Genomic DNA, 23,663 nt, shown 5'->3' with positions numbered 1-23,663 from the left:
TCCCCCCAGTAACGCCGCCTAACGGCGCTCAACGGCGCCGCTTGTCAACGATACGTTGGTCTCGAGACTTCGGGTTCAGTCGGCCAGCGCGACGAGGAGGCGATCGATGTCGTCCTGGGTGTTGTAGACGGACGGCGAGATACGGATGCGGTGCTCGTAGACCGACACCCGGACGTCCCGACGGCGGAGCCGTTCGCCATAGCGCGCGGCGGCGTCGCGCGCCGCGAAAGCCACCACCGGCCCTGGGGCGCCGGCCGGCGTCAGGGGCCGGAAGCCCCTGGACGGCAACTCGGCCTGAAGCCGGTCGATCAGGGGACGGCGGTGAGCGGCGATATCGGCGACGCCCACCGCGAGGATGTGATCCAGAGACGCCTGGGCCACGGCCAGCGCGCCCCAGGCCGGCGTGCTGACCTCGAAGAGGCCCGCCGCGCCGCCGGCCAGTTCGTAGGCGCCCAGCGCCGGGCCAGGCGGCTCGAAAGGCAGGACATGGCTGGCCTGGCGGACGACCTGCCGCCAGCCCACCTCGACCCGCGCAAGGCGGTCCAGCCGATCGGGACGCACGTAGAGGAAGGCGGCGCCGAAGTCGCCCATCAGCCACTTGTAGGTCCCGCAGGCGGCGAAATCGACGCCGCTGGCCTGAACGTCAACCGGCATGGCCCCGGCGGCCTGGATGATGTCGGCGTAGACCAGCACGCCCCGGGCGTGCGCCAGTGCGCACAGCTCGGCGAGATCGTGCGTGAAGCCCGTGACTCCCGAAACCAGCGAGACGGCGATCAGCCGCGTCTTCGGCGCGATCGCGGCGCGGATGTCGGCGAGGTCGATGCGGCCGGCCCGCGGCGCGACGACCGTGAGCGGCGCCCCACGCCGGGCCAGTTCGCCGTAGAGGGCCAGCGACCCGTCGTAGTGGAAGGCGTCGGTCACCACCCCGGCGTCCGGTCCAAGCCCCAGGGACGCGGCCAGCATGTTCTCTCCCACCAGGGTGCTGGGAACGACGGCGACGTCGGCGGGCGCGGCGTTGATGAGACGGGCGAACCGCTCCACGGCGCCCCGGCGGGGGTTCGCCCGAGGTCCCACGGCCTGAGGATCGCGGCGACGGGCTTCGACGTAGCGCGCGGCCGCGTCGGCGGCGAAGTCGCCCACGGGATGTGTGAACGCGGCGTCGAGATAGGTCCCTTCCACCGCGAAGCCGACCGGGCCGTCCGGCGGGGTCCCTGCTCGGGGGAGGCCGGCTGCGCCGACCGCGGCCCCGGCGGGCAGAACGCCGGCCGCCAGAACCCCACGTCGCGAGAGACTGCCCCGGCGTGACGGAAGTCCGCGGCCGGACGGGGCCATGCGCCCTACTCCGCCGCCACGGGCAGCCGCACCGCGCTGGGGTGGGCCGGCGTATGGGCGACGCTCTGCGTCGCCTTGCGATAGGCCTCGGGCGGCGCGTTGAAGATGTCGGCGACCCAGGTCTGGGGGTTGCGGTCGTATACGGGAAACCAGCTCGACTGGATCTGGACCATGATGCGATGCCCCTTGCCTACGACGTGGTCGGCCATGGGCAGGGCGAACCGGAACGCCTCGGTCCGGCCGGGCGTCAACGGCTCGGGCCGGTCGAACCCCCGCCGGTAGCGGCCCCGGAAGATGTCCATGGCGATCGGCGCCTGGTAGCCGGCCAGGGCGGGATCGTCCATCCCGTCGGGATGGACGTCGATCAGCTTGACGACGAAGTCGGCGTCGGCGCCCGTGGATGCGGCGAACAGCTCAACCTGGGTCCGCCCGAAGATGCGCACGGGCCGGTCGAGCGGCTCGGTCACATAGGTGAGGACGTCGGGCCGCTGGGCCGCGAACCTCTGGTCGGCGACCAGCGAGGTCTTCCAACCGTCCGTGCGGCTGCCGAAGAAGAACGGACGGGCGATGACCGGAACCGGCCGCGCGGGATCGGAGACATAGTCGTCGCGCGCCGGCTCGCCCGACTCCGGCGGACCCGCCGAGAGCCGGCCGCCCGCCCGCAGGTACAGGGGCCAGGTCGCTTCGGGGATCGCCTCGGACCGCCGCCAGCCGCCGCCCATCGCATAGCTGGTGATCGGCGCCAGGGCTGCGGAGGGCGCGCCGGTCTTCAGGTGGGCGTCGAGGAAGGGCTTGATCGTCTCGCACCGGGCCCGCGCGGCGGTGTCCTCCTCGAACCGGAAGACACCCAGTCCCGAGCCGTCTCCGAACACCCCCATGTGCGCCCAGGGCCCCAGCAGCAGGTGGACCCGGCGGTCGCGATCGAGGGGCGCGAGCGCGCGGAAGACGGCCGGCGCGCCGTACTGGTCCTGCTCGTCGTAGAGGCCGCCCACGAGCAGCATCGGCGTGCGGATCGGATGCGCCGCGAGCAACCTGTCCAGCGCCTGGGCCTGCCAGAAGGCGTCGTAGGCCGGATGCGCCACGAACCGCCGGGCCATCGGAAACCGGTCCAGGCCGTAGCGGCGCATGAAGGCGCCGGCCGACCCCAGCTCCAGCATGTGGGCGTAGAGTTCCACCCCGCCGCCGGCGGGCGGGGCGCCCTGCCGTCCGGCCATGAGGATCGGCAGCACGGGCAGCGTGATCTGCCGGAAGGCGCCGTGATGGAACCAGTCGTCGCCCATCCAGACGTCGACCATCGGATTGACCGGGACCGCGGCCTTCAGCGCCGGATGTCCGGACAACGTCGCCATGAGCGCCGTGAAGCCGGCGTAGGAGCCGCCGATCACGCCGACCCGTCCGTTCGCTTCGGGCACGTTGCGGACCAGCCAGTCCAGGGTGTCGGCCGCATCGGTCGCGTGATCGATGCCGGTGGGGTTGAGCGGGCCCGACAGCGGCCGGTTGGTGACGTAGGTCCCCTCGGAGCGGTAGCGCCCCCGAACGTCCTGCCAGACGCGGATGTAGCCGTCGTCGACCAGTTCGGCGTCCAGCGGCGACAACGGCCGCGCCGACGCCCCGTCGGCGCCGTAGGGCGTTCGCTCCATCACCAGCGGCGCGTCGCGCGCGCCCGGCTTCATCACGATGACGGTGTGCAGCCGCACGCCGTCACGCATGGGGATCATCGCCTCGCGCCGGACACGCCCGACGGACGCGGGCGGCTGATACCCCGTCGCCACGTCGGACGGCAGGGTGTCGACCGGCCCCGCGACGGCCAAGCCCGCGACGGCCGGCGCCGTCAGCCCCAGGACGAGGCCCGCGAGCAGCGACAGAAGACGGTGACGCATGGTCTCAGCGCTCCGCCGGGCGGAAGCGCCGGCCCCGCCTCGACGGGACCGGACGCGTCGGATGATCGATCACGGGCGGCCTAGTAGCGCGCCCGCACCCCGACGAAGAACTGCCGCCCGAAGATGTCGCCGTAGGTCCGGGTCGGGAACGACGGCATCTCGTTGGTCAGGTTGTTCACGCCGGCGCGGAACGTGTAGTTCTCCCACTCGTACGCCGCCGAGATCGTGTGGGTGTAGTTCGCCTTCACGACCGGGATCGGATTGGTCTCGATCGTATCGGTGAAGGCCGCCTTGACGCTGGGCAGGTAGTAGACCGAGTAGAACAGGCGCAGCGGGCCCTTCGAGTAGCGGAGGTCGCCGCGCACGCGCCAGTCGGGCGTGGCCGTCGTGCCGTCAGAACGGCTGCTGTCGAAGCCCGTCACCGAGGTCAGGAGGCGCGTGGTGTGGGTGGCCTCGGCCGCGATCTCCAGCGTGCCGAAGTCGGCGTCGTCGAAGAACCGCCCGATCGGGAAGCGGTAGCTGAAGTTGTAGACCTCGCCGCGGTACAGCACCTTGCCCGCGTTGAACGTCGTCTGCCGCGCCGCGATGATGTGGCCCATGGCGTTGCGCTGGAAGGTGGCGCAGATGTCCGCCGGCTGAGGCGAACTGTCGTAGCAGGTGGCGAGGAAGCTGGCGGGCGTGAACGCGGACAGGCCGTCCGTCAGGTCCACCTGGATCCGGTCCGCCGTGAAGGTCAGGCCCGGAATGTAGCTCGGCTGGAAGCTGATCCCCCAGGTGACGGTCTCGGACAGTTCGTTGCGCAGGTTCGGGTTGCCGCCGCTCGTGATGGTGACTAGGCCGGTGTTCTCGGCCGGGTCCTGGAAGCCCACCAGCGGATCGTACCCCGGATTGCGGGCCCACTCGGCCTGACAGTTGGCGAGGCGGGTCGCCGGCGCCGGGCCGCCGTTGATCCGGTCGGCGTCGCAGGGGTCGGTCCCGATGGGGTTGCCGGGCGCCGCGAAGGTCGGCGCGAACAGCTGGTCCAGGGTCGGCGCCCGGAAATTGCGGCTCTTCGAAGCGCGGAAGCTCAGGCCGTAGCCCACCTCCCAGCGCCCCCCGACGCCCCAGACCTCTTCCTTGCCCGCCAGCGAGTGGTCGACGAAGCGATAGGAGCCGGAAAACTCGAGGGCCTCGACGAACGGCAGGGTGAAGTCGCCGCCCAGGACCGGCACCAGCAGTTCGCCGGCGAACTCGTCCGTATTGAACTCGCCGTCGCGGTTGATCGGGGCCGTGCCGGTAGTGGTGAGGCCGCGCAGGTCGGCTTCGAACGGCCGGAACGCCACGCTCTCGGCGCGATGCTCGTAGGAGACGCTGAACTTGGCGGGGCCGGCCGGCAGGTTGATCACATCGCCGCTCATGACGGCGAGGAAGGCGTCCTGGGTGTTCTTGTAGTTCTGCCCCTGAAGCACCGACACATACAGGATCGCCTCCTGCGAGGCGGTCTGCGAACCGAAGGGGTTCAGCGGCACGCAGCGCGGATCGTCGTTGGCGGGATTCGCGTCGGCGTTGATCGAGCAGACGATCTGGCCGGCGGCGTTGCGGGTGGCGTTGAGCGCCCGGTCGATGGTCTGCACGTTGGGCGTCCAGACCCGCTGGGTGCCGTCGGTCTCGGCCCGGCTGTACGAGAGACTCCAGTTGAAGTTCCGCTCGGCGAACGCGAAGTCGCCATCCAGGGCGACGAGGCCGCGGAAGGTCTCGGTGCGGGAATAGCGCTCGCGGGTCGGCAGGATGTTGAACCGCCGCGACACGAACAGGTTGCCGCCGGCGGCGAAGGTCGGGCTGGCGGCGCTCAGGGTCGCGATGTCCTGGGCCGACAGGAACGGGTTGTTGCGGTTGAACGCCACCGCGTTGCTGCCGGCGGTGCGGAAGATCTGCTGCGTGCCGTAGGGATCGCGGCCCTCCTGGCGGCCGACGAGCAGCTCGCCCGAGAGCCGGATGCTGTCGGTGAGATCGTAACGCCCGATCACCGTGCCGTTCCAGCGCTCGACGCCGGCCGCGAGGGTCGAGTTCTCGCGCACGTCCAGGCCCTGACCGCCGATGGCGGTGCTGCTGGTGCCCTGGATCAGGCCCGTGTCGTACGGGATCACCTGCCCGCCCGGCGAGAACTGCAGCGCGCCGCCGTTCAGGCGCAGGAGGCCCGTCGGCAGGGAGGTGTTGGTCTGGAAGATGACGCCGTCATAGTTCTGCGACCAAAAGTGGCCGTTGAACACCCAGACGGTCGGCGGGATGCCGTCCGTGGTCGTTCGGTTGGCGAGGTTCGGGACGTTGCGGGGCCCCTCCGCCGTACGGCGACGCGCATATTCCAGCAGCGGCCGGGTCTTGGAATACTCGAGATCGACGGCGATGTTGCCGCGGCCCTCGGCGAAGTTCTTGCCCCAGGTCGCGCGCAGGAAGGTCCGGGGATAGTCGCCCTTCGTACTCTCGCCGTACTGGGCGTCGAGCTCCAGGCCCTCGAAGCTGTCCTTGAGGATGTAGTTCACCACGCCGGCGATGGCGTCCGAACCGTAGACGGCCGCGCCGCCCGCCTGGACGATATCGACCCGCTGGATCAGGCCCGTGGGGATGACGTTGGTGTCCACCGTACGGTCGCCCAGACCCGAGGAGGACGTGACCATCCGCCGGCCGTTCAGCAGGGTCAGCGTGCGCCCGGCTCCGAGGTTGAACAGGTTGGGCGAGGTCGCGCCCGAACCCGCCGGGAAGCCCGAAGTGACCGAGATCGGGAACGAGGGAACGTTGGACGTGACTTGGTTCAGCATCTCACCCAGGTTCACGTAACCGCGCTCGGTGATCGCCTCGTCGTCCAGGATGGTCACCGGCGCCGCGGTGGAGGTGGACGTCCGCGGAATACGCGAACCGGTCACGAGGACTTCGGCGACTTCCTGTGAGGCCGCGGCGCTGGCGTTTGCCCCGGCGGACGCGGCGCCGTCTCGCCCCACGTAGATCACTCCGGCGGCGGTGCGGCGCACCGACAGGCCACTGCCGGCGAGCAGACGCTGAAGACCCTCGTCGGCAGTGAACGAACCGACCAGCGCGGGGCTCGTCTTACCACGCACGTCGTCCTCGGCGAAAATGATCTGCTGACGCGACGCCTGGCCGAACACCCGCAGCGCCCCGCCCAGGTTCTGCGCCGGTACGTCGAAGCGATATGTCTGCTGCTGAACCTGGGCCGCGGCCGGTCCCGCGAACACCAGAAGCGCCGCCGCGGCGGCCGAGCCGCCGAGGCCCGCCAACTTTATCCCCATCATGTCCGAAGCCCCCTTCGTTCCGGACGATCGGCGGTTGTCGCCAAACCGTCTTATGGGGTGGTACGCACGAGCCTCGGAAAGCCGAACCTCAAGTGGGCGGCGGCGTGTCTTCACCCCCGAAAATCGTCATCCCGGCCGGCCCGCCCCGCGCCTCCAGATCGAAGGCCGCGGCCAGACCCTGGAGCAGAGCGGTGGTGTCTCCGGCCCGAAAGACGCCCGAGACCCGGACGTTCGCCGCCGCCTGGTCGCCCACCGCCAGCGGCCGGTCCGCATAGCGGTTCATCCGCTGGACCACGACGCCCAGCGGTTCGTCCTCGAACACGAGCTGGCCCGCCTCCCAGGACAACGAACGGACGGGGTCGGTATGCGCAACGACGGCGGCCGCAGCCACGGTGACGGCCTGCGCGACGGGAGCCGTCGGCAGGATCAGTTCGCGGCCGGGCGCCAGGAGCTGGTCGGCCGGGACCCGCCGCGGCCCCACCGCCACGGTCCGGCGCTCCGCCCCGCCCTCGCGATCCAGCACCATCACATGGCCCTCGTAGAGGACGACGCGGACCTGATCGTGCAGCAGTTCGACACTGAAGGCCGTGCCGGTGGCCACCACCATTTCATTGGCGGCGGTGACCGAGAAGGGTCGCAGCGGATCGCGCGCCACATCGAACTTGGCCCGGCCGCGCTGCAGCCACAGGCGGCGCTTCTCGCCGGTGTAGCGCACCTTCACCACGGTGGCGGCGTCGAGCGAAACCTTGGACCCGTCGGCCAGCACCACCACGCGACGTTCGCCCACGGCCGTCTCATAGGTGCGCGGCGACAGCCACACCCCGAGGCCGCCCAGGCCCACGATGGCCACGGCCAGCGTCGCGGCGATGAGCGCCAGGACGCGACGCCTCGGCATCTCGCCACGCGTATGGCGGTGAAAGCTTCGGCGCGCCGACGCCAGGGCCGCCTCGCGCAGCGCCATCACCTCGGCGCTGGCGGCGTAGTGCCCCACCGCCTCCCAGGAGCCGACGATCTCGAACAGCGCGACCTCATGGGCTGGGTCGGCGTCGAGCCAGGCCTGGAACTCGCGCTGCTGATCCCGGGGAACCTGGCCGTCGGCGAGTCGGGCCGCCCACAGCGCGGCGCGCTCGATCACCTCGTCGGACACGGAGCTCACGGCTGGCTCCCGAAGCAGGCGCGCAGATGCACGCTGGCGCGCACCACGTGCTGCTCCACGGTGCGCACCGAGATTCCGAGCATGTCGGCGATCTCGCGCTGCTTCATGTTCTCAAGGCGGAAGAGGACGAAGATGGTGCGCGTCCGGTCGGGCAGTTCCTGAAGCGCGCCGAGCACGGTCGACAGCGACTGCTTGGCCTGGAGCACCCGATCGGGGTCACGCTCCTCGACCCAGGCCGCGTCGTTCGAGGCCAGGGCCGCCTGGTAGGCCGCACGCACCTTCTGGCGGCGGCCGCGGTCGCGCAGCAGGTTGGCCGCGATCTGGAACACATAGGCGTCGGGACGGGCCGCATCGATCTCGGCGCCTCTCTGAGCGACCCGCAAGAGCACTTCCTGGGTCAGGTCTTCCGCCTCCGAATGGTTACGGATCCGCCGCAGGAAGAATGCGATGAGAGCCGGTCGAAACCGTTGGCTCATCGCGCTGGCGGCCGCCTTGGCGTCGGGTTGCACGATCTGCTCCAGTTCTCAACCGGGACGCTAACGCGGGGTAGTACGCGCAGCGAACGGATTCCCACCGAAACGCCAGAACGGCGGCCGATATTTCCCCTATCGACAGGAGGTCTCGGGAACGGCCGTCCGCTCCCATTGGTAGACGTCCACCCACTCGCCGCGCGGCAGATAGGTGAACGAGAGGGGTTGGTCGCCGCGCGTGACCTCCACGGTGACGACCCGCGCGTGATCGTGCTGCATGGAGTCGCCGAAAGGCGCGGCGACGATCCTGTCCCCGTCGCGCAGGCCCGCCGCCTCGGCCTCGGACCCCGCCACCAGGCCGCGCACCACCTTGTCCGACGCCGTCGCCCGCAGGTCGTAGCCGGGTTCGAAGACGCGCGCCTTGCGCACGACGCGGCGGAAGCAGGGGCCGTAGTCGCCGGAGGCGGGCAGCACGAGTTGGCCGCTCATCATCGCCCGGTGCGTCGCCGGGCCCGCCTCGCCCAGTTCGGCGCGCAGGACCTCCAGCCATTTGGCCTCGGTGATCTCCTCGCCGCCGCGGAACCGCATCATCATGGTCCGAACCAGATCGTCCACCGATCGCCTGCCCCCCGACGCCCGTACGATCTGGCCGTTCAGCACCGCGAAGTAGAGCGCGCCCCGGTCGTAGGGCATGAGCCTCACGCGGGTGTCGTCCCAGAACTGGTCCGCCACCTCGGCTTCCGGCGTGTGCTTCCGGGTGTTGGCGTAGTAGCGCATCGCCGTGCGGTTGACGCCCGCCAGGTACTGCTCGGTGGTGATCTGGCCCGCGCGCCAGGGCAGCAGTTCCTGATAGTAGACCGCGTTGCCCTCGCTCCACCATTTGCCCAGGGGCTCGATCGCCGTCCAGGTGTGGGTCATCTCGTGGCCCAGGATCGACTTCAGCGCCTCCGGATCCGTGCCCTCGCCATAGCCCACGGCGAACGATTGGGTCATGGCCACGCCGCCACCCGGATTCTGCGGGTTCGAGCGCAGGATCACGCGGTAGGGCGGCTCGACCTCGTCCTTGAAGAACCTGCTCATCCAGCCGTGGAGCCGGCCGGTCCACTGCATCAGCGGGCGCGGATCGAACGGCGGCTCGCCGCCCCAGAGCGCCGAGAAGCCACCCTGGGCCAAAGCCGGCTCGCGCGAGAAACGGCCGCCGGCGAACATGGTCGTCGCCAGGCGCCCCGGAGGGCCTGCCGGAATCTCCACGTCGCCGTCGCCATAGCCCGTGACGCCCACCGCGCCCGGCCCCATGGCGCTCACGTCCCAGCGGATCGCCACGCGATAGGCCGCGCCGGATTGCGGAATGGCGACCAGCATGCGCCCCGGGGTCGAGAAGCTGGCGCCGTCGATGCGCAGGTTGATGGGCGGGCCGCTGCCCCGCGCGTTGTCGATCGGCAGACGATAGCGAGCCACGACCTCGCCATGCACCCGCCGCGACGAGGTCCACGGCGCATCGCCCGTCTGGCCGGTGACGAGGGGCACAGCCCCGTCGGCGTCGGTGACCGAGAGGTCGGTGCGAGGCTGCGGCGACGGCATGTTGGGCGCCATGGTCGGCAGGACGAACAGCGGCTGGCCGGCCGCCACGTCCATGCCCGGCACGGTCACCGTCACGTCCACGTGGCCGTCGGCCGGCGCCGTCATGGCGCTCGGCTTCAGCAGGACCGTCATCAGGGGCGCGGGCTCGGCCCGCGCGGCGCCCGCGACAAGGCCCGCAGTCATCAGGACCGTCGCCGTCAGCCGTCTCATCGGTTCGCCCCCGGCCTCAAGGGATGCGTATGACGCCGACCGACCCTTCGATGTCGATCTTCGTGCCGAACGGGGCGGAGTCGCGCTGGAGGTTGGCCAGGATGCGCCGGGCGTTCTCGGGATCGGCGAAGTGAGGGATGCCCCGGCGCGACCGGTCGTAGGTATTGCCCATGTCCAGCGGATACAGCTTCACCGTCTTGATCTTCGGTCCGTCGAACTCGGTGACTGCAACCACGCTGTCGTACCAGCTCGCGGGATTGCCGCCGGCGCGCACCGAGCGCTCCTCGGGTCTGGGCGGCGGCGCCTTGCCGGTCGCCGGATCGGGCCAGACCCGCAGCGCGGTCTCCTGCAGCGCCTTGATCTCGCCGTTGATGAAGAAGACGCCCATCCCGTAGAGGACGACCTTGCCCTTGTAGATCTCGACGCCGCGCAGCGAGTGGGGGCCGCCGCCCAGGATCACGTCGGCCCCCGCGTCCACCGCATCGTGGAACAGCCTGATCAGGAAGTCGGGCGGCGGCGGCGTGTCGTCGTCGACCCCCGTGGTGCTTTCGTGGGCGTGGATCGTGAAGACGACAACGTCGGCGTTGTCCTTCGCCTCGCGCACCGCCTTCAGCAGGCCCGCGTGGTCGTAGAGGTCCATCTCCCACTTGAGCTCGGTCTTCGGTCCCAGGCGATAAATCTGCTCGTTGACCGTCACCTCCACCGCGTCGGCGGCCGGCGCCGGCTTGCGGGGCGAGGCGAACTCGGTGGCCATCTTCCGCACCAGGGCCATCTGGTCGGCGGTCACCATCTGGATCGGCCGCACGCGCAGCACGCTGATGCCGGTCCGCTGCTTCACCTCGCCGAACGCATCGTTGGCGCCGGCGTTGGGCTTCACGGTCGAGGCGGTCGACACCAGGGCGACCCGGGCCTTCGGCGTGGTCAGGATGCCCGCACGCCGCGCTTCCTGGAGGTTGCGCCCCGCGCCCGAGTGGACGATGCCCGCCTCGTCGTGCAGGCGGATCGTCTCGATCACGCCCTCCGGCCCCCAGTCGGTGGAATGGTTGTTGGCCATCGAGACCATGTCGATGCCCATCGCCTTCTGATCCTTGGCCAGGGACGCCTCGCCCCACAGCAGGCCGTTGGCGTAGCCGGTGCCCTGGAAGGTCTCCAGGTCGAGGATCGGGCTCTCGCGGTTGGCGATCGTCACGTCCCCCGAGCGGATCAGGGAGATCACCTCCTGAAGCTTCGGGTCGGGGCGCTCGGCCATCGGGCGCGAGTAGAGGAGGTCACCCAGCAGGACGAGCGAGAACCTGCCCTTCGGGCTGGCCGGTTTGGGCGGGTCGCGCAGGAACTCCGCGGGATCGTTGGACGGGCGCGGAGTCTCGGGCGCCGCCGCAGGCTGGGCCACGGCCACGCCGGCCAGGAGCGCGGCCACGGCCACGCCGGCGGCCAGCCGTATCGTCGTCTTGGTCATTCCGTCCCCCTTCACGACTTGCAGATCGGATCGGAGGCGTCGGGGACGCGCTCCCACTGATAGGTCTCGACCTCGGCGCCGCGCGGGCGGTAGGCGACGTCGAAGGTCTTGCCGTCGCGGGTGACCTTCATCTCCAGCTTGCGGCCGATGTCGCCCTGGACAGCGTCCAGCGCCACGCCGTAGGTGACGATGTCGCCGTTGCGCAGGCCCGCCTTCTCGGCCTCGGACCCGGGCTTCAGCCCCTTGATCACCTTCGGGTTCGAGACGATCGAGGCGTTGTCGAAGCCAAGGTCGAACTGGCGCATCTTCGTCGTCGTGCGGCGGAAACAGGGGCCGAAATCGTCGGACTCCGGGAGCATCAAGCCTCCTGCCATCATCGACCGGTGCACGGCCACTCCGTCCTCGCCCAGTTCCTGGCGCACCAGATCGACCCAGACCTGCTCACTCAGCGGCTCCCGCGACCGGGCCTTCTGCATCATCACCAGGATCAGGTCGTCGATCGACCGCCTGCCGCTCGATGCACGGCGAACCTTGCCGTTCAGGACCGCGAAGTACATGGCCCCCCGGTCGTAGGGCAGCACCCGGATGCGGGTGTCCTCCCAGAAGCGCGGAACGACCTGATCCTCGGGCGTGTCGCGCAGGGCGTTGGTGAAGTAGCGGTAGGCGGTTTCGTTGATGTCCTGGAGGTACTGGTCGGTGGTGAACAGGCCCGCCTTCCACGGGATCATGGCCTGGTAGAAGACCGCATTGCCCTCCGAGTACCAATTCCCGACCGCCCCACTGGCCGTCCAGGTGTGGGTCATCTCATGGCCCAGGATGGCCTTGAAGCTCTCGCCGGTGACGTCCTTGCCGTAGGTGACGAGGAAGGAATGGGTGAGCGCCGCGCCACCGCCCGCGTTCATCGGATTGAAGCGCATGAACACCCGGTAGGGCGGCTCGGTCGTGTCCTTGAAATAGCCGCTCATGAAGCTGTGGAGCCTGGCGGTCCACTGCATCGACGGCCGGGGGTCGAAAGGCGGCTGCCCCTTGATCCAGACCGCCGAGAAGGCGCCGTGGGTCTCGCGCTCGATCGGACCCGCCATGTAGACGCCGCGACCGAGCTGGCTGAGCGGGCCGGCCGGAACGATCACATCGCCGTCCCCCCAGCTCGAAACGCCCTCGAACCCACGCCCCATGGCCGAGATGTCCCATTTCAGCGCGATGCGATGGTCGCCGGGAACGTCGGGCGTGATCATCAGGGCGCCGCCGACGCCTGAGACGCCCTCGCCGTCCACGCGCAGCGCCGTGGGCGGGCCGCCCGACAGGGCCGGAATGTTCTCGGCCAGCAACGTGTACTTCAGCACCGTCTGGCCGCGGATCGCCCGTGCCGGGCTCCAGCGGCGGGGGCCGTCACCCGCCGACTCGACCGTAAGCGGGACGGGCCCGGCCGCATCGCGGACGCTGAGGTCGAGCAGTTCGGCGGGCCGCGAGAGGCCCGGGGTGAACAGGCCCGCCGAGACGAAGGGCCGGCCGGCCGGCGCATCGACACCGGGAAGGGTCATGGTGACCTCCACGGGCGCCTTGGCGTCCACCACCTTGCCGGGCCGGATGACCACCGTCGCAAGCGGGGCCTCGGCCGCCGCCTGGGCTACGCCCCCCAAAGCCAGGATCGCCGCGATCGCGCCTACGCGCCATGCCGCCCGCATCGCCCCCTCCATGCTCGTCACCGTCGCCTGTTAGTACGCCCCAGCCGACAAAATCCCGGCGCCCCCAGACGGGTTTGGCGGACGGGTTTGGCCGCCGCATGCGTATTAGGAGCAGGGATCCGAGGGGGAGACGCGGATATGCGGATCGGCTGTCGCAGCCTGTTGCTGGCCGTGGTCGCGGCGAGCCTGACGTTCGCAGCCCGCCCAGGCCCGGCCACGGCCGCCGAGCCACCCCCGATCCTGACCCGTCACCGGATCGAGATCGGCGGCCGTCCCCTGGAGTATACGGCCGAGGCCGGACGCATACCCATTCGCGACGTCGCCACGGGCGAGCCGCTGGCCCACGTCTTCTACGTCGCCTATCGCGCGCCGGCCCGGCGCGGCGCGGTCCGGCCGGTCACCTTCGTGTGGAACGGCGGCCCGGGACTGCCCGCCGCCTCGCTGCACTTCGAGGGCGCCGGCCCGCGCCGGATCGAAGGCGACCGCTTGGTCGACAACGCCGACACCTGGCTGACCGACACCGATCTCGTGTTCATGGACCCCGTGGCCACCGGCTTCTCGCGCGCCGTCAGCCCCGAGGCGCAGAAGGCGTTCACGAGCTGGATCGGCGACGCGATGGCGACCACCGAGTTCGTCCGGGCCTGGGTGCTGCGCCACGGCGCCGAGGAGGCGCCGCTCATCATCGCCGGCCAGAGCTATGGCGCCGTGCGGGCGGGCGCGGTGACGTACCAGCTGCTCAAGCGCGGGTTCGACGTGCGCGGCCTGGCGCTGATCTCGAACACCACCGGCCTGCCCGACTATCCCGACCGGCCCCGCATCGCCCTGGCCATGCACACCGGCGACTATGCGGTCGCGGCGCTCCATTTCGGCCGGCTGCCGCCCGAACTCGGGACGACGCCCGACCAGGCCCGCACGATCGCCGAGCAATGGGCGCGCGACGTCTACCTCCCCGCCCTGCGCCGCCTCGACCAGCTTTCGGACGCCGAACGCGCGGCGCTGGCCGTCGACCTCGCCCGCCGCATCGGCCTGACGGCCGCCGACATAGATCCGAAGACCCTGTCGGTCACCCAGGGCCTCTTCCTGGGACGTATCGGCGGGGGAAAGCGCCTCTACTATTCCGACTATCGTCGTGAGGAGCCGTACGTCGCCCCGTCGCTACGGCTCGGGGTGCGCTATCTCCGTCACGACCTGGGCTACGCCACCGACCTGCCCTACTTCGGGGTCGAGCCGATCGACGACGGGTTCGCCCCCGACGGCGTCCATCCGAAACCCGTCAACGCCACCTGGACCCACTCGACCGTCTACGGCGCCACCGACGAGCAGATCGCCCAGGCCCGCGCCGACTTCGCGCGCACCGGCGCGATCGGCCTGGGCAAGTTCGGACCCAACCTGTCGGGCGCGGCCGAAGCCATGGCGCTCAGCCCCGGCCTCCAGGTGCTGGTTCCCCACGGGGCCTACGACCCCCTGGGCGGCTGCTCGATCGACGCCGAGCTGGGCCGCCGCCTGCCGCCGCCCGACCGCGAGCGCGTGACTTTCCGCTGCTACCTGGCCGGCCACGCCATCTACCGCGACGCCCCTGCGCGCGCGGAATTCGCCCAAGACATGCGCGCCCTGGCCCGGAAGGTCCAGGCGCCCCTTTCCGGAGCCAAACCATGACTCTCGACCGCCGCACCCTGCTCGCCCTCTCCGCCGCTGCGGCCGCCAGTCCGGCCGCGGCCGCCGCCACAGCCGATCCGCTCAGGAACGTCATCGTCGTGAACGCGCTGGGCGGACTGGGCGACCCCAATTTCCCCGAGCCCCCGCGCCCAGTCCTGACCCCGCGCATCCTGGCCGACGCCCGCGCCTCGGGCACGACGGCGGTCAACATCACGATCGGCTTCGTCGCTGGCCAGGCCGAGCCGTTCCAGGCCTCGGTCGCCGAGGTCGCCCAGTGGACCCGGCTGATCCGGGAAAACCCGAACGACGTCACCCTGATCCTCACCGCCGCCGACATCGCCAGGGCCAAGCGCGACGGGAAGATCGGGGTCATCTTCGGCTTCCAGAACGCCGCGCAGATGGGCGACGACGCCAGCCGCGTCGACATCTTCGCCGACATGGGCGTCCGGGTGATCCAACTCACCTACAATCTGCGCAACCAGCTCGGCGACGGCGCCATCGTCCCCGAGGGCCGCGGGCTCACCGAGTTCGGCCGCAAGGTCGTCGACCGCCTCAACGCCAACCGCATCATGGTCGACCTCAGCCACTCGGGCCGCCAGATCTGCCTCGACGCGATCCAGGCGTCCCGCCAGCCGATCTCGATCAACCACACCGGATGCCGCGCACTGGTCGACCTGCCGCGCAACAAGACCGACGAGGAACTGCGCCTGGTGGCCGAGAAGGGCGGCTTCGTCGGCATCTACTTTATGCCGTTCCTGAATCTGTCGGGCCACGCCACCGCCGCCGATGTGGTCCAGCACATCGAGCACGCCATCAAGATCTGCGGCGAAGACCACGTGGGTATCGGGACCGACGGCGGCACGACGCCCATCGACAACATGGAAACCTACAAGGAGATGCTCCGGCAGGAGCACGAGGACCGCAAGGCCAAGGGCGTGGCCGCGCCCGGCGAACGCGCCGACACGCACCCGTTCGTCCTCGACCTGCGCGGCCCCGACCAGTTCCGCAAGCTCCACCGGCTCCTGTCCGAACGCGGCCACAAGCCGGCCCGGATCGAGAAGATCCTGGGGCTGAACTTCGTCCGCTACGCCCGCGACATCTGGGGCGACTGACCTACGGGGCCGCACTCGAACGAGGCCGGCTCGAGTCCGTCCGCGCCCGAGGACAGCAGGTCTTGCGACGCCATCAGTTGGTGGTCCGCACCGGCACGCCGTTGATCTCCACGTCGAACGCTTTGGCGGTCGGCCAGCGCGGCGCGGCCAGGCCGTCGCTCCAGGCCTTCCACGCCTGGTTCAGGCGCGCGACGATCTCGGGGTTCCGGGCCGCGAGGTCCTTCTGTTCGGATGGGTCGCCCGCCAGGTTGAAGAGCATGGTCACCGTCTCGCCCTTCGGATTGGCGTTGACCAGCAGCTTCCAGTCGCCGTCGCGGATCGCGTAGGACGGAAGCGAGCGCCAGTAGAGCCGCTCGTGCGGACGGCCCTTGTCGAGGCCCTGGAGGAACGGGAGCAGGTTGCGTCCGTCGGTGGGCCTTTCGGGATCGCCCTTGGCGCCGGCCGCCGCGACGGCCGTCGGAAATATGTCCAGCGTGCTGACGGCGTTCCCGTAGGTCTGCCCCCCGCGGATCTTTCCCGGCCAGGCCATCATGTAGGGCACGCGCACGCCCCCTTCGGTGAGGTAGCGCTTCCAGGCGTTCAGCGGCCCGTTCGAGCAGACCGTGCGAACGTAGTCGGGACAGCCGTTGTCGCTGACGAAGACGATCATCGTGTCGTTCGTCAGGCCGTGCCGGGCGAGCCGCTCGCGGATCTGTCCGACCCCGATGTCGAGTTCGTCGATCACGGCGCGGTAGAGCCGCATCTCCGGATCCGGGATCTCGGCCAGCTTCGCGAGTTGCGCCTGTGTCGCCTGAAGCGGCGTGTGCGGCGCCGTGTAGGTCAGCATCAGGAAGAAGGGGCCGTCCTTGTTCCGGTCGATGAAGCTCAGCGCGCGGTCGGTGAAGGCCGTCGTCGCATAGTCAGGCATGTCCACCGGCCGCCCGTTCTCCTGGTACTTGCTCGTGGGCGTGACGGCGTAGGTCCGGGGCATTAGCGCGGGTGGGGGACTGGATACGACATCGGGCCGCGTCGGGGCGGCGTAGGGCGCCTGTCCCCCCAGGATTCCGAAGAACTCGTCGAAACCCATCTGCTGCGGCTGCCGCTCGGGCAGCATGCCCAGGTGCCATTTCCCGTAGAGCGCCGTCCGATAACCTGCCGCGCGCAGCGTGCGGGCCAGCGTCGGCTGCGCTGCGTCGACGCCGTCGCGCGCGTTGTCGTAGAGCTGGTACTCGTGGCCGAACCGCTGCTGATAGCGCCCGGTCATCAACGCCGCGCGCGACGGGCTGCAGAGCGCGGCGGTCGCATAGCCCTGAGTGAAACGCACGCCGTCGCTTGCAAGGCGGTCGATGTTCGGCGTGCTGTACGGCGCCCCGTAGCTCGACAGGTCGCCATAGCCGAGGTCGTCCGCCACGATGACGATGATGTTGGGCCGCTTGGGGGGCGCCGCGGTGGCGGGGGCGGCCCCCATCGCGACGGCGATGGCGAACCCGCAGGCGGAGACCTTCCAGGACCGGCGCTGGCGCGGACGCTTCAGGGACATGGTCTTACTCCTTTGGAGAGGTCCGGACGCGGCGACGCCGCGGAGCGGGTCCCGGGCGGGGGTTCGAGCGGCTCACCCACGGAGCAGCCGCCGATAGGCCGGCGCGCCGTTCAGGACCGCGTCGCGGACGCCGTGCTTGAAGAGCTTGCCCGAGGCCGTACGCGGAAGCGGTCCGTCGTGGACCCAGAGTTGCGTGGGCGTCTCGAAACGCGCCAGACGTCCCTCCAGAAAGCTCCCGAGTTCGCCGGCCGAGACCGCGTCGCGAACGAAGATCGCGGCGCCCACGGCCTCACCCAGCCGCGGGTCCGGCGTCGCGAAGACCGCGGCCTCGAGGATCGCCGGATGCTCGAGCAGCGCCGCCTCGACCGTCGCGCAGGCGATGTTCTCGCCGCCCCGGATGATCAGGTCCTTGAGGCGGTCGACGATCCAGACATAGCCGTCCCGGTCGATCCGGGCGACATCGCCCGTGCGCAGCCACTCTCCGTCGAAGACCTCGGCGTCGGCGTCGGGGCGTCCCCAATATCCCCGCATGACCGAGGCGCCGCGGACCTGCAGTTCGCCCGGCGCATCGGGATCGCCCGCCGCGTTCCTCACGCGCAGGTCGAGGACGGCGGCCGCCTGGCCGACGCTGCCCGGATGATCCAGGTAGTCCCGGCCGCGGATTCCCGCGCCGATGGCGTTGGTTTCCGTCATCCCCCAGCCCGTGACCGGCAGGGCGGCGGGCAGCACTTCGGGGATCGCCCGCACCTGCTCGGGCGCACGCGCCACCCCGCCGCCGCCCACGAGACGCAGCGACGGCAGGTCGCGGCCGGTCCGGCGAACGTGCTCCAGCAGGTCGCCGGTCACGGCGGCCGGCGCATTGATCTGGGAGATCTCCTCGCGGGCGATCAGGTCTGCGGCGACGGCGGGATCCCACCGGTACATCGACACCACCCGCCGCTGGGCCCGGAACGAACTCAGGAAGACCGCATGCAGGCCGGTCACATGGAAGAGCGGGATGGCCAGGAGGACCGCCGGCCGCGCGGCGGGCGCCGCCGGCGGCCCGTCGCTGCGCAGCTCGGCCACCTTGACGTCCAGTTCCCACGAGAGCAGCGCGCTCAGGATGTTGCGGTGCGTGGACACCACGCCCTTCGGCCGGCCCGTGCTGCCGGAGGTGTAGAGGATGGTCGCGTCGTCATCGGCCCGCGGCACCGGCAGGTCGGACGGAAGATCGCGCCGGCTCGCGGCCATCGCCCAGGGCGTGACGCCGGGCTGAGGCTCGGCGAGACGAACGCCGACGACCCGAACCTCGGCTGCGCCGCCGGCGTCCCGCCAGCGCTGGATGCGCTCCGGATCCGCGATCAGCACCCCAGCGCCGGAATCGGCGACGCCGAACGCCAGCTCCTGGGCCGTCCACAGGGCGTTGAGGGCCACGGCCACCGCGCCGACCGCCGTGATCGCCTGGAACGCGATCATCCATTCCGGATAGTTGCGCATGGCGATGGCGACCCGATCGCCGCGGGCGACCCCGGCGTCCCGGACGAGCCAGGCCGCAAGACTCCGCGCGCGGGCCCAGGCCTGGGCGAAGGTCAGGCGCTCGTCCTCGAAGACCAGGAACGGCGCGTCGGATGCGGTCGCTTCGAACAGGTCCCGAAGCGATTCCGGCGCGTTCCGGAACACCCGGCGACGCCGACCCAGCACCTCGCATTCGATGAGTTCGTAGGCTTCGCCGGGCCCGGTCAGGCGGGCGAGGGCCTTGTCGCGCGTCATGTCTCCCCCTCCCCTTTTTCCCAGGATCCTTCGATCTCTTCGGCGCACCTTGCGCCCGGCCGCGGCTCTTCGCTGCTGCGAATGTTTGTCCGGCGCCATGTTCCGGATGCATGACGCGATCAGCCGGGATCGCGCGTCCCTTCCATCCGGCGCGCCGCCTGGATGGCGATTTCGATGATCTGCCGCGCCAGGGGCGATTGCAGGTACTCCGGCATCAGGAGCGCAATGCCGCGGCGCTCGCGCACGGCGCCGAACCGCAGGGAGACGATCCGTCCCTCCCGGACATCCCGCTCGAACAGCGGCGCCGGACCGAAGCCGATCGCCCGGCCTTCCGACACCACCCGGCGCAGGAGGTCGTAGTCGCCGGTCTGCAGCGCGCGCAGATGCCCGTTCTGCGCGTCGGTCAGGGAAATCGGGAACGACTCCCGCAGCGTGCGCGAGATCGAGAGCGAGGCGATGGGATAGGCGAGCACGTCGTCGGCCGTGAGTTCGCGTTTCAAGGCCACGATCGGGTGCTCGTGATGGGCGTGGAAGCGGGTGTCGTACGCGAACAGCGAAAACGCCCGGGCCTCGGGGTCATGGCGCAGGGCCTCGGAGGTCAGGATCTCCGAGGACGAGAAGGCGATGTCGAGCTGACGCCCCACCAGCTTCTGGGCGAGCGCTTCCGCCGGATCCAGCGACACCTGCACGCGCAGGTTCGGAAAGCGCCGGGACACTTCGAGACAGACGTCCTCCAGGATCGTGGCGCGGGCGAGCGGCGCCGCGCCGATGCGCAGGCGCCCGGCCTCGCCCCGCGCCATCTGCTGGACCTCCATCGCCAGAGCGTCCATGCGCTCGAGCGCCGGCGCGATGCGGGAGACGATGTACTCGGCGTAGGTGGTCGGCGTCGCGCCGTTGGGCCCGCGCTCGAAGAGGGTGACCCCGAGTTGATCCTCGACGCGGGCCAGACTTCGGCTGAGCGTAGGCTGGGAAATCTTCAGCGCGCGCGCCGCCCCGCCGAGACTCTTTCGCCTCCAGATCTCGAGTATCTGCCGAGCATGTCGGACGTCCATGCGGTTTGGGTAAGCGTTGCAGGAGCGGGCCACAAGACTCGCCCCCTTGTCCGGCTGGCTCAAGGGCTGCCCCTTTCCGGTCCCGAGGACATGGCGGACGGCTCGCATCGAACCGTCCATAGGCGACGACACACGGCGGATCGGGGGAGGTCGCCCGCCGTGTGTCGCGGCCCCTAGAAGCGCACCCGCGCCTCGACCGCGACCTGCCGCGGATCGTTGAGCGTGCATCGCAGGGCCGTGGCGCCGGTCACGGCGTTGTTGAGACCGAAGGCCGCGTTGTTGGGCTGATTGAAGATCCCCGTGCAGAACGCCTTGTCGGTGAGGTTCTGGCCGATCATCGCGACCTCCCATGTCTGCTGGGGACCGCGCAGCGCGATGCGCCCGCCGAGGACGGCGTAGCCGCCCTGGTCGGCGTCCGGGTTGTTGTCGCCCGCCGTGGCGAGGTTGGCGCGGCTCGTGAAGCTCAGGTCCGCACGGACGAGCCACGACATCCCGTTGGAGAGGTCGCCGATGTACTGCGCGGACGCCGCGCCCTGCCACTTCGGCGAGTAGGGCAGCCGTTGCCCGGTGAGGTCCTGGTCCCCGCCGAGCCCCGGCAGCCCGGGCGCGCCCCGGAAGTCGAGGTATTCGGAATCGAGCAATGTCCCCGCCAGGGTCAGGGTCAGCGGCGGAATCGGTCGCGCCACCGTCTCGAACTCGATCCCCTGCTGGCGGGCCTTGCCGTTGTTGCGGGTCCGGAACTGCAGCCCGTCGTAGCTCCGGAACTGCAGGTCGTCGATCTCGGTCCGGAACAGCGTCGCATTGGCCACCAGCCGTCGGTCGAAGAGCTGCGACTTCACCCCCAGCTCCCAGTTCTCGACCGTCTCCGCCTGGAAGGTCCGGGCGAAGGCTGTGGAGGGAGTCCCCGTCGCCGGCGCGGAGTCGAACCCGCCCGACTTGAAGCCGGTCGAGTAGCTGGCGAAGACCATCAGGTCGTCGTTCGGCCGATAGGCGCCGCTGATCCGCCAGGTGATCTTGTCCTCCTTCAGCGACATGTCGGTCGACTCCGCCGCCTGGGCCGCCGCCGGATTGCGCGTCAGCGCCCGGAAGGTCGCGATCTTCTCATCCTCCGAGTAGCGGAGCCCGCCGGTGACGCTGAACTGCTCGCTGAGCTTGAACACGCCCTGGGCGTAGGCCGCGACCGACTCGGTGTCCTGGGTGAACACGTAGAACGACGCCCCCTCTAGGGGATTGGTCCGGCACTGGTTGAGGCGCGCTGCGGTCGCCGTGTTGCGGAGGAAGACCTCACAGAAGTCCCGCGTGAGGTCGATGTTCTGGCCGATGTCGTAGGCCTCCTTGTAGTAGAAGAGGCCCGCGACGAAGTTGAACCGCCCGTCGAACAGCGTGTCCGGCGACAGCAGTTGCAGCTCCTGCGAATGGTTCTGGCTGTCGGCGAAGGTGGTGCGGCGCTGAAGCTCCAGCGGGATGTTCCCGTTCGAGACCTGATACTGGATGTTCTTCCAGTCGCGATAGCCGCTGATCAGCTTGAGCTGATAGCCGCCCGCCATGTCCCAGGTCAGGTCGCTGGCGACTCCGGTCTGATAGTCCTTGAGGTCGCCCTCGGTGGACTGGCGCACCCGTCGCGAATAGGTGTCGGAGGTATAGGGAAGCACCCCGACCAGGGGCCCGGCGCCGTCCGGATCCAGCCGCGTCTGCCAGTTCGCCAGCGTCTGCGGGGTCACGGTGTCGGTGACCACCGTGATGGTGTTGTACCCGTCGCCGCTGAGGTTCTGGTAGTCGCCCCGCAACGTCCAGGTCACCTCGGGCGTGATGTTCCATTCCACGGCCGCGCGAGCGGAGAAGCCGTCGTTGCGGCCCATGCGCTTGCCGGTGAGGTCGTTTCGGCCGAAGCCGTCGCCCTTGTAGCCCAGCAGCGAGACGCGGGTCTTGCCGCCGCAACGCGGCGCACGCCGTAGGTTCCGACCGTGGCGGACGCTTCGCCGGAAAGCACGTCGCCCGGCGCCTGGGTGCGGATCAGCACGGCGCCCATCGACGCGTTGCGCCCGAACAGGGTGCCCTGCGGACCGCGGAGAACTTCCACCGAACCGATGTCGTTGAGCCCCGCGAGAAGCGAGCCGATCCGCGGGACATAGACCCCGTCCACGAAGGTCGCGACGCTCGGCTCCACCGCGGTGTTCCCGCTGGTGCCGACGCCGCGCATCATGATCCGCGTGTTGCTGGTGTTGGAGGAGGTGGCCAGGTAGAGGCTCGGCGTGATCCGGCGGAGATCGCGGACATCCTGCACGCCGGCCGCTTCCAGGGTCTCTCCGCTGAAGGCCGTCACCGAGATCGGCACATCCTGGACATTCTCGGCCCGCTTCTGCGCCGTGACGACCACCTCCTCGACGGCGGCGCTCTCCTGAGCCTGCGCCATGCCGAAGAACGACGACGCGAACACCAGCGCCGTACTGGCGGCAAGGCGAGCCCGTAGCTTGATCATCATTTCCTCCCGACGATTATTTATTGAAGGGAAGTGTACGGATCGCAGGCCATACCTGATATCGAAAGCATTTGACCGGACTCATAGCTCCCGGACATGGGCGCCGCTCGCGACACGGGGGCGAATTCAACCATGTTCCGGATGCATGACTGCCCCCAACCTTCTTCTATCCCCGCCGTCGACGGCGAGGACTAGCCTCAGGGCGCAGTGCGGATGACGGCCGCCCCGGGCATGTCCCGCCAACAGAGCCGGCTACGCCATTGGGGAACAGGACGCACATGGGGCCCGACCTACACGATCGCGCAATGTCGGGCTTCGGCCTGCGCCCGCAGGACGCGCTGAACGACCTGCGGATGTCCGACAAGGCGATCCCGCTCTACGATCAGGTCAAGGCTTTCATCCGCGACGTCGTCGATCCGATGTCGGTGGAATTCCATCGTCTCGGCGAGGGCCGGCCGGACATCTGGCGGCATGCTCCGGGCCAGCTCGAAGTGCTGGAAGCCGCCAAGGACAAGGCCAAGGCCGCGGGCCTCTGGAACTTCTTCCTTCCGAACGCCGAGACCGGCGAGGGCCTGTCGAACCTCGACTACGCCTACATCGCCTTCGAACTCGGGAAGAACCACCTGGCTTCGCCGGCGATGAACTGCTCGGCCCCCGACACCGGCAACATGGAAGTGCTGGAGCGCGTGGGCACGCCCGAGCAGAAGAAGCAGTGGCTCGAACCGCTTCTGGAAGGAAAGATCCGGTCGGCCTACTGCATGACCGAGCTGAACACCGCCAGCTCGGACGCCAAGAACATCGACACCCGCGCCGTCCGCGTCGGTGACGAATACATCATCAACGGCGAGAAGCACTACATCTCGGGCGCGGGCGATCCACGCTGCAAGGTGATGATCTGCATGGTGCGCACCGGCGGCGCGAACGACCCGCCGCACCTGCAGCTGTCGCAGATCCTGGTGCCGCTGCCGACCGAGGGCGTCGAGATCGTCCAGGGCCAGCAGGTGTTCGGCGATCCCGACGCGCCGCACGGCCACATGCACAT

The 23,663-nt window shown here is 69.9% G+C and carries 16 protein-coding genes; 3 read left to right on the top strand and 13 right to left on the bottom strand.

Annotation, left to right across the window (positions count from 1 at the left end; genetic code table 11):
* Positions 1-75: 75 nt before the first annotated feature.
* The 8 genes from ABS78_RS16750 to ABS78_RS16715 form a co-directional block, all read right to left on the bottom strand.
* Entirely contained in the window at positions 76-1,332 is a 1,257-nt protein-coding gene (locus ABS78_RS16750) for an aminotransferase class V-fold PLP-dependent enzyme (RefSeq protein WP_293381846.1), read from the bottom strand.
* Positions 1,333-1,337: 5 nt separating this feature from the next.
* Positions 1,338-3,212, bottom strand: coding sequence for a CocE/NonD family hydrolase (locus tag ABS78_RS16745; protein WP_293381843.1), 1,875 nt, complete (start codon positions 3,210-3,212; stop codon positions 1,338-1,340).
* Positions 3,213-3,292: 80 nt separating this feature from the next.
* Complete coding sequence (locus ABS78_RS16740; RefSeq protein ID WP_293381840.1) at positions 3,293-6,496, bottom strand: TonB-dependent receptor; 3,204 nt, start codon at positions 6,494-6,496, stop codon at positions 3,293-3,295.
* A gap of 88 nt (positions 6,497-6,584) precedes the next feature.
* Positions 6,585-7,652 (bottom strand): FecR domain-containing protein, encoded by a 1,068-nt coding sequence (locus ABS78_RS16735; RefSeq protein ID WP_293381837.1) that lies wholly within the window; start codon positions 7,650-7,652, stop codon positions 6,585-6,587.
* Entirely contained in the window at positions 7,649-8,161 is a 513-nt protein-coding gene (locus ABS78_RS16730) for a sigma-70 family RNA polymerase sigma factor (RefSeq protein WP_293381834.1), read from the bottom strand. The genes ABS78_RS16735 and ABS78_RS16730 overlap by 4 nt, the downstream gene beginning before the upstream one ends.
* A 96-nt stretch (positions 8,162-8,257) precedes the next feature.
* Positions 8,258-9,913, bottom strand: a complete 1,656-nt coding sequence (locus ABS78_RS16725; protein WP_293381832.1) for a hypothetical protein — start codon at positions 9,911-9,913, stop codon at positions 8,258-8,260.
* A 16-nt stretch (positions 9,914-9,929) separates the two neighbouring features.
* A complete protein-coding gene (locus tag ABS78_RS16720) occupies positions 9,930-11,369 on the bottom strand; it encodes a CapA family protein (RefSeq protein ID WP_293381830.1) in 1,440 nt (479 codons plus the stop codon).
* An 11-nt stretch (positions 11,370-11,380) separates the two neighbouring features.
* The gene (locus ABS78_RS16715; RefSeq protein ID WP_293381827.1) at positions 11,381-13,054 is read right to left on the bottom strand and encodes a hypothetical protein; all 1,674 of its coding nucleotides are present in this window, start codon (positions 13,052-13,054) and stop codon (positions 11,381-11,383) included.
* A 138-nt stretch (positions 13,055-13,192) separates the two neighbouring features.
* Between ABS78_RS16715 and ABS78_RS16710 the strand changes: the two genes are divergently transcribed.
* The gene (locus tag ABS78_RS16710; protein WP_293381823.1) at positions 13,193-14,710 is read left to right on the top strand and encodes a hypothetical protein; all 1,518 of its coding nucleotides are present in this window, start codon (positions 13,193-13,195) and stop codon (positions 14,708-14,710) included.
* Complete coding sequence (locus ABS78_RS16705) at positions 14,707-15,822, top strand: membrane dipeptidase (protein WP_293381820.1); 1,116 nt, start codon at positions 14,707-14,709, stop codon at positions 15,820-15,822. The genes ABS78_RS16710 and ABS78_RS16705 overlap by 4 nt, the downstream gene beginning before the upstream one ends.
* A gap of 73 nt (positions 15,823-15,895) precedes the next feature.
* On the opposite strand, the gene ABS78_RS16700 is transcribed toward ABS78_RS16705, so the two are convergent.
* The 5 genes from ABS78_RS16700 to ABS78_RS16680 form a co-directional block, all read right to left on the bottom strand.
* Complete coding sequence (locus tag ABS78_RS16700) at positions 15,896-17,341, bottom strand: sulfatase-like hydrolase/transferase (protein ID WP_293381817.1); 1,446 nt, start codon at positions 17,339-17,341, stop codon at positions 15,896-15,898.
* Between the two features lie 72 nt (positions 17,342-17,413).
* A complete protein-coding gene (locus ABS78_RS16695) occupies positions 17,414-19,090 on the bottom strand; it encodes a class I adenylate-forming enzyme family protein (protein ID WP_293381814.1) in 1,677 nt (558 codons plus the stop codon).
* Positions 19,091-19,209: 119 nt separating this feature from the next.
* On the bottom strand, positions 19,210-20,142 hold the full coding sequence (locus ABS78_RS16690; protein WP_293381811.1) for a LysR family transcriptional regulator: 933 nt from the start codon (positions 20,140-20,142) through the stop codon (positions 19,210-19,212).
* Positions 20,143-20,315: 173 nt separating this feature from the next.
* Positions 20,316-22,001, bottom strand: a complete 1,686-nt coding sequence (locus ABS78_RS16685) for a TonB-dependent receptor (protein ID WP_293381808.1) — start codon at positions 21,999-22,001, stop codon at positions 20,316-20,318.
* Positions 21,938-22,621 (bottom strand): Plug domain-containing protein, encoded by a 684-nt coding sequence (locus ABS78_RS16680; protein WP_293381805.1) that lies wholly within the window; start codon positions 22,619-22,621, stop codon positions 21,938-21,940. Before ABS78_RS16680 ends, ABS78_RS16685 begins: the two co-directional genes overlap by 64 nt.
* Positions 22,622-22,899: 278 nt before the next feature.
* Between ABS78_RS16680 and ABS78_RS16675 the strand changes: the two genes are divergently transcribed.
* A partial coding sequence (locus ABS78_RS16675) for an acyl-CoA dehydrogenase family protein (protein ID WP_293381802.1) occupies positions 22,900-23,663 on the top strand: 764 nt, incomplete at its 3' end.

This window comes from Phenylobacterium sp. SCN 70-31, assembly GCF_001724605.1.
In the GTDB taxonomy this organism is placed as follows: domain Bacteria; phylum Pseudomonadota; class Alphaproteobacteria; order Caulobacterales; family Caulobacteraceae; genus Phenylobacterium.
Note: the sequence above shows the minus strand (reverse complement) of the source record. Positions and strands in the feature narration are given on the sequence as shown.

What these genes read in the sequence shown, in the direction of transcription:
- ABS78_RS16750 (WP_293381846.1), bottom strand. Translation starts at nt 1,332, where the DNA reads ATGGCCCCGTCCGGCCGCGGACTTCCGTCACGCCGGGGCAGTCTCTCG.
- ABS78_RS16715 (WP_293381827.1), bottom strand. Translation starts at nt 13,054, where the DNA reads ATGCGGGCGGCATGGCGCGTAGGCGCGATCGCGGCGATCCTGGCTTTG.
- ABS78_RS16740 (WP_293381840.1), bottom strand. Translation starts at nt 6,496, where the DNA reads ATGATGGGGATAAAGTTGGCGGGCCTCGGCGGCTCGGCCGCCGCGGCG.
- ABS78_RS16695 (WP_293381814.1), bottom strand. Translation starts at nt 19,090, where the DNA reads ATGACGCGCGACAAGGCCCTCGCCCGCCTGACCGGGCCCGGCGAAGCC.
- ABS78_RS16700 (WP_293381817.1), bottom strand. Translation starts at nt 17,341, where the DNA reads ATGTCCCTGAAGCGTCCGCGCCAGCGCCGGTCCTGGAAGGTCTCCGCC.
- ABS78_RS16745 (WP_293381843.1), bottom strand. Translation starts at nt 3,212, where the DNA reads ATGCGTCACCGTCTTCTGTCGCTGCTCGCGGGCCTCGTCCTGGGGCTG.
- ABS78_RS16680 (WP_293381805.1), bottom strand. Translation starts at nt 22,621, where the DNA reads ATGATCAAGCTACGGGCTCGCCTTGCCGCCAGTACGGCGCTGGTGTTC.
- ABS78_RS16720 (WP_293381830.1), bottom strand. Translation starts at nt 11,369, where the DNA reads ATGACCAAGACGACGATACGGCTGGCCGCCGGCGTGGCCGTGGCCGCG.
- ABS78_RS16685 (WP_293381808.1), bottom strand. Translation starts at nt 22,001, where the DNA reads ATGGGCCGCAACGACGGCTTCTCCGCTCGCGCGGCCGTGGAATGGAAC.
- ABS78_RS16690 (WP_293381811.1), bottom strand. Translation starts at nt 20,142, where the DNA reads ATGGACGTCCGACATGCTCGGCAGATACTCGAGATCTGGAGGCGAAAG.
- ABS78_RS16705 (WP_293381820.1), top strand. Translation starts at nt 14,707, where the DNA reads ATGACTCTCGACCGCCGCACCCTGCTCGCCCTCTCCGCCGCTGCGGCC.
- ABS78_RS16725 (WP_293381832.1), bottom strand. Translation starts at nt 9,913, where the DNA reads ATGAGACGGCTGACGGCGACGGTCCTGATGACTGCGGGCCTTGTCGCG.
- ABS78_RS16710 (WP_293381823.1), top strand. Translation starts at nt 13,193, where the DNA reads ATGCGGATCGGCTGTCGCAGCCTGTTGCTGGCCGTGGTCGCGGCGAGC.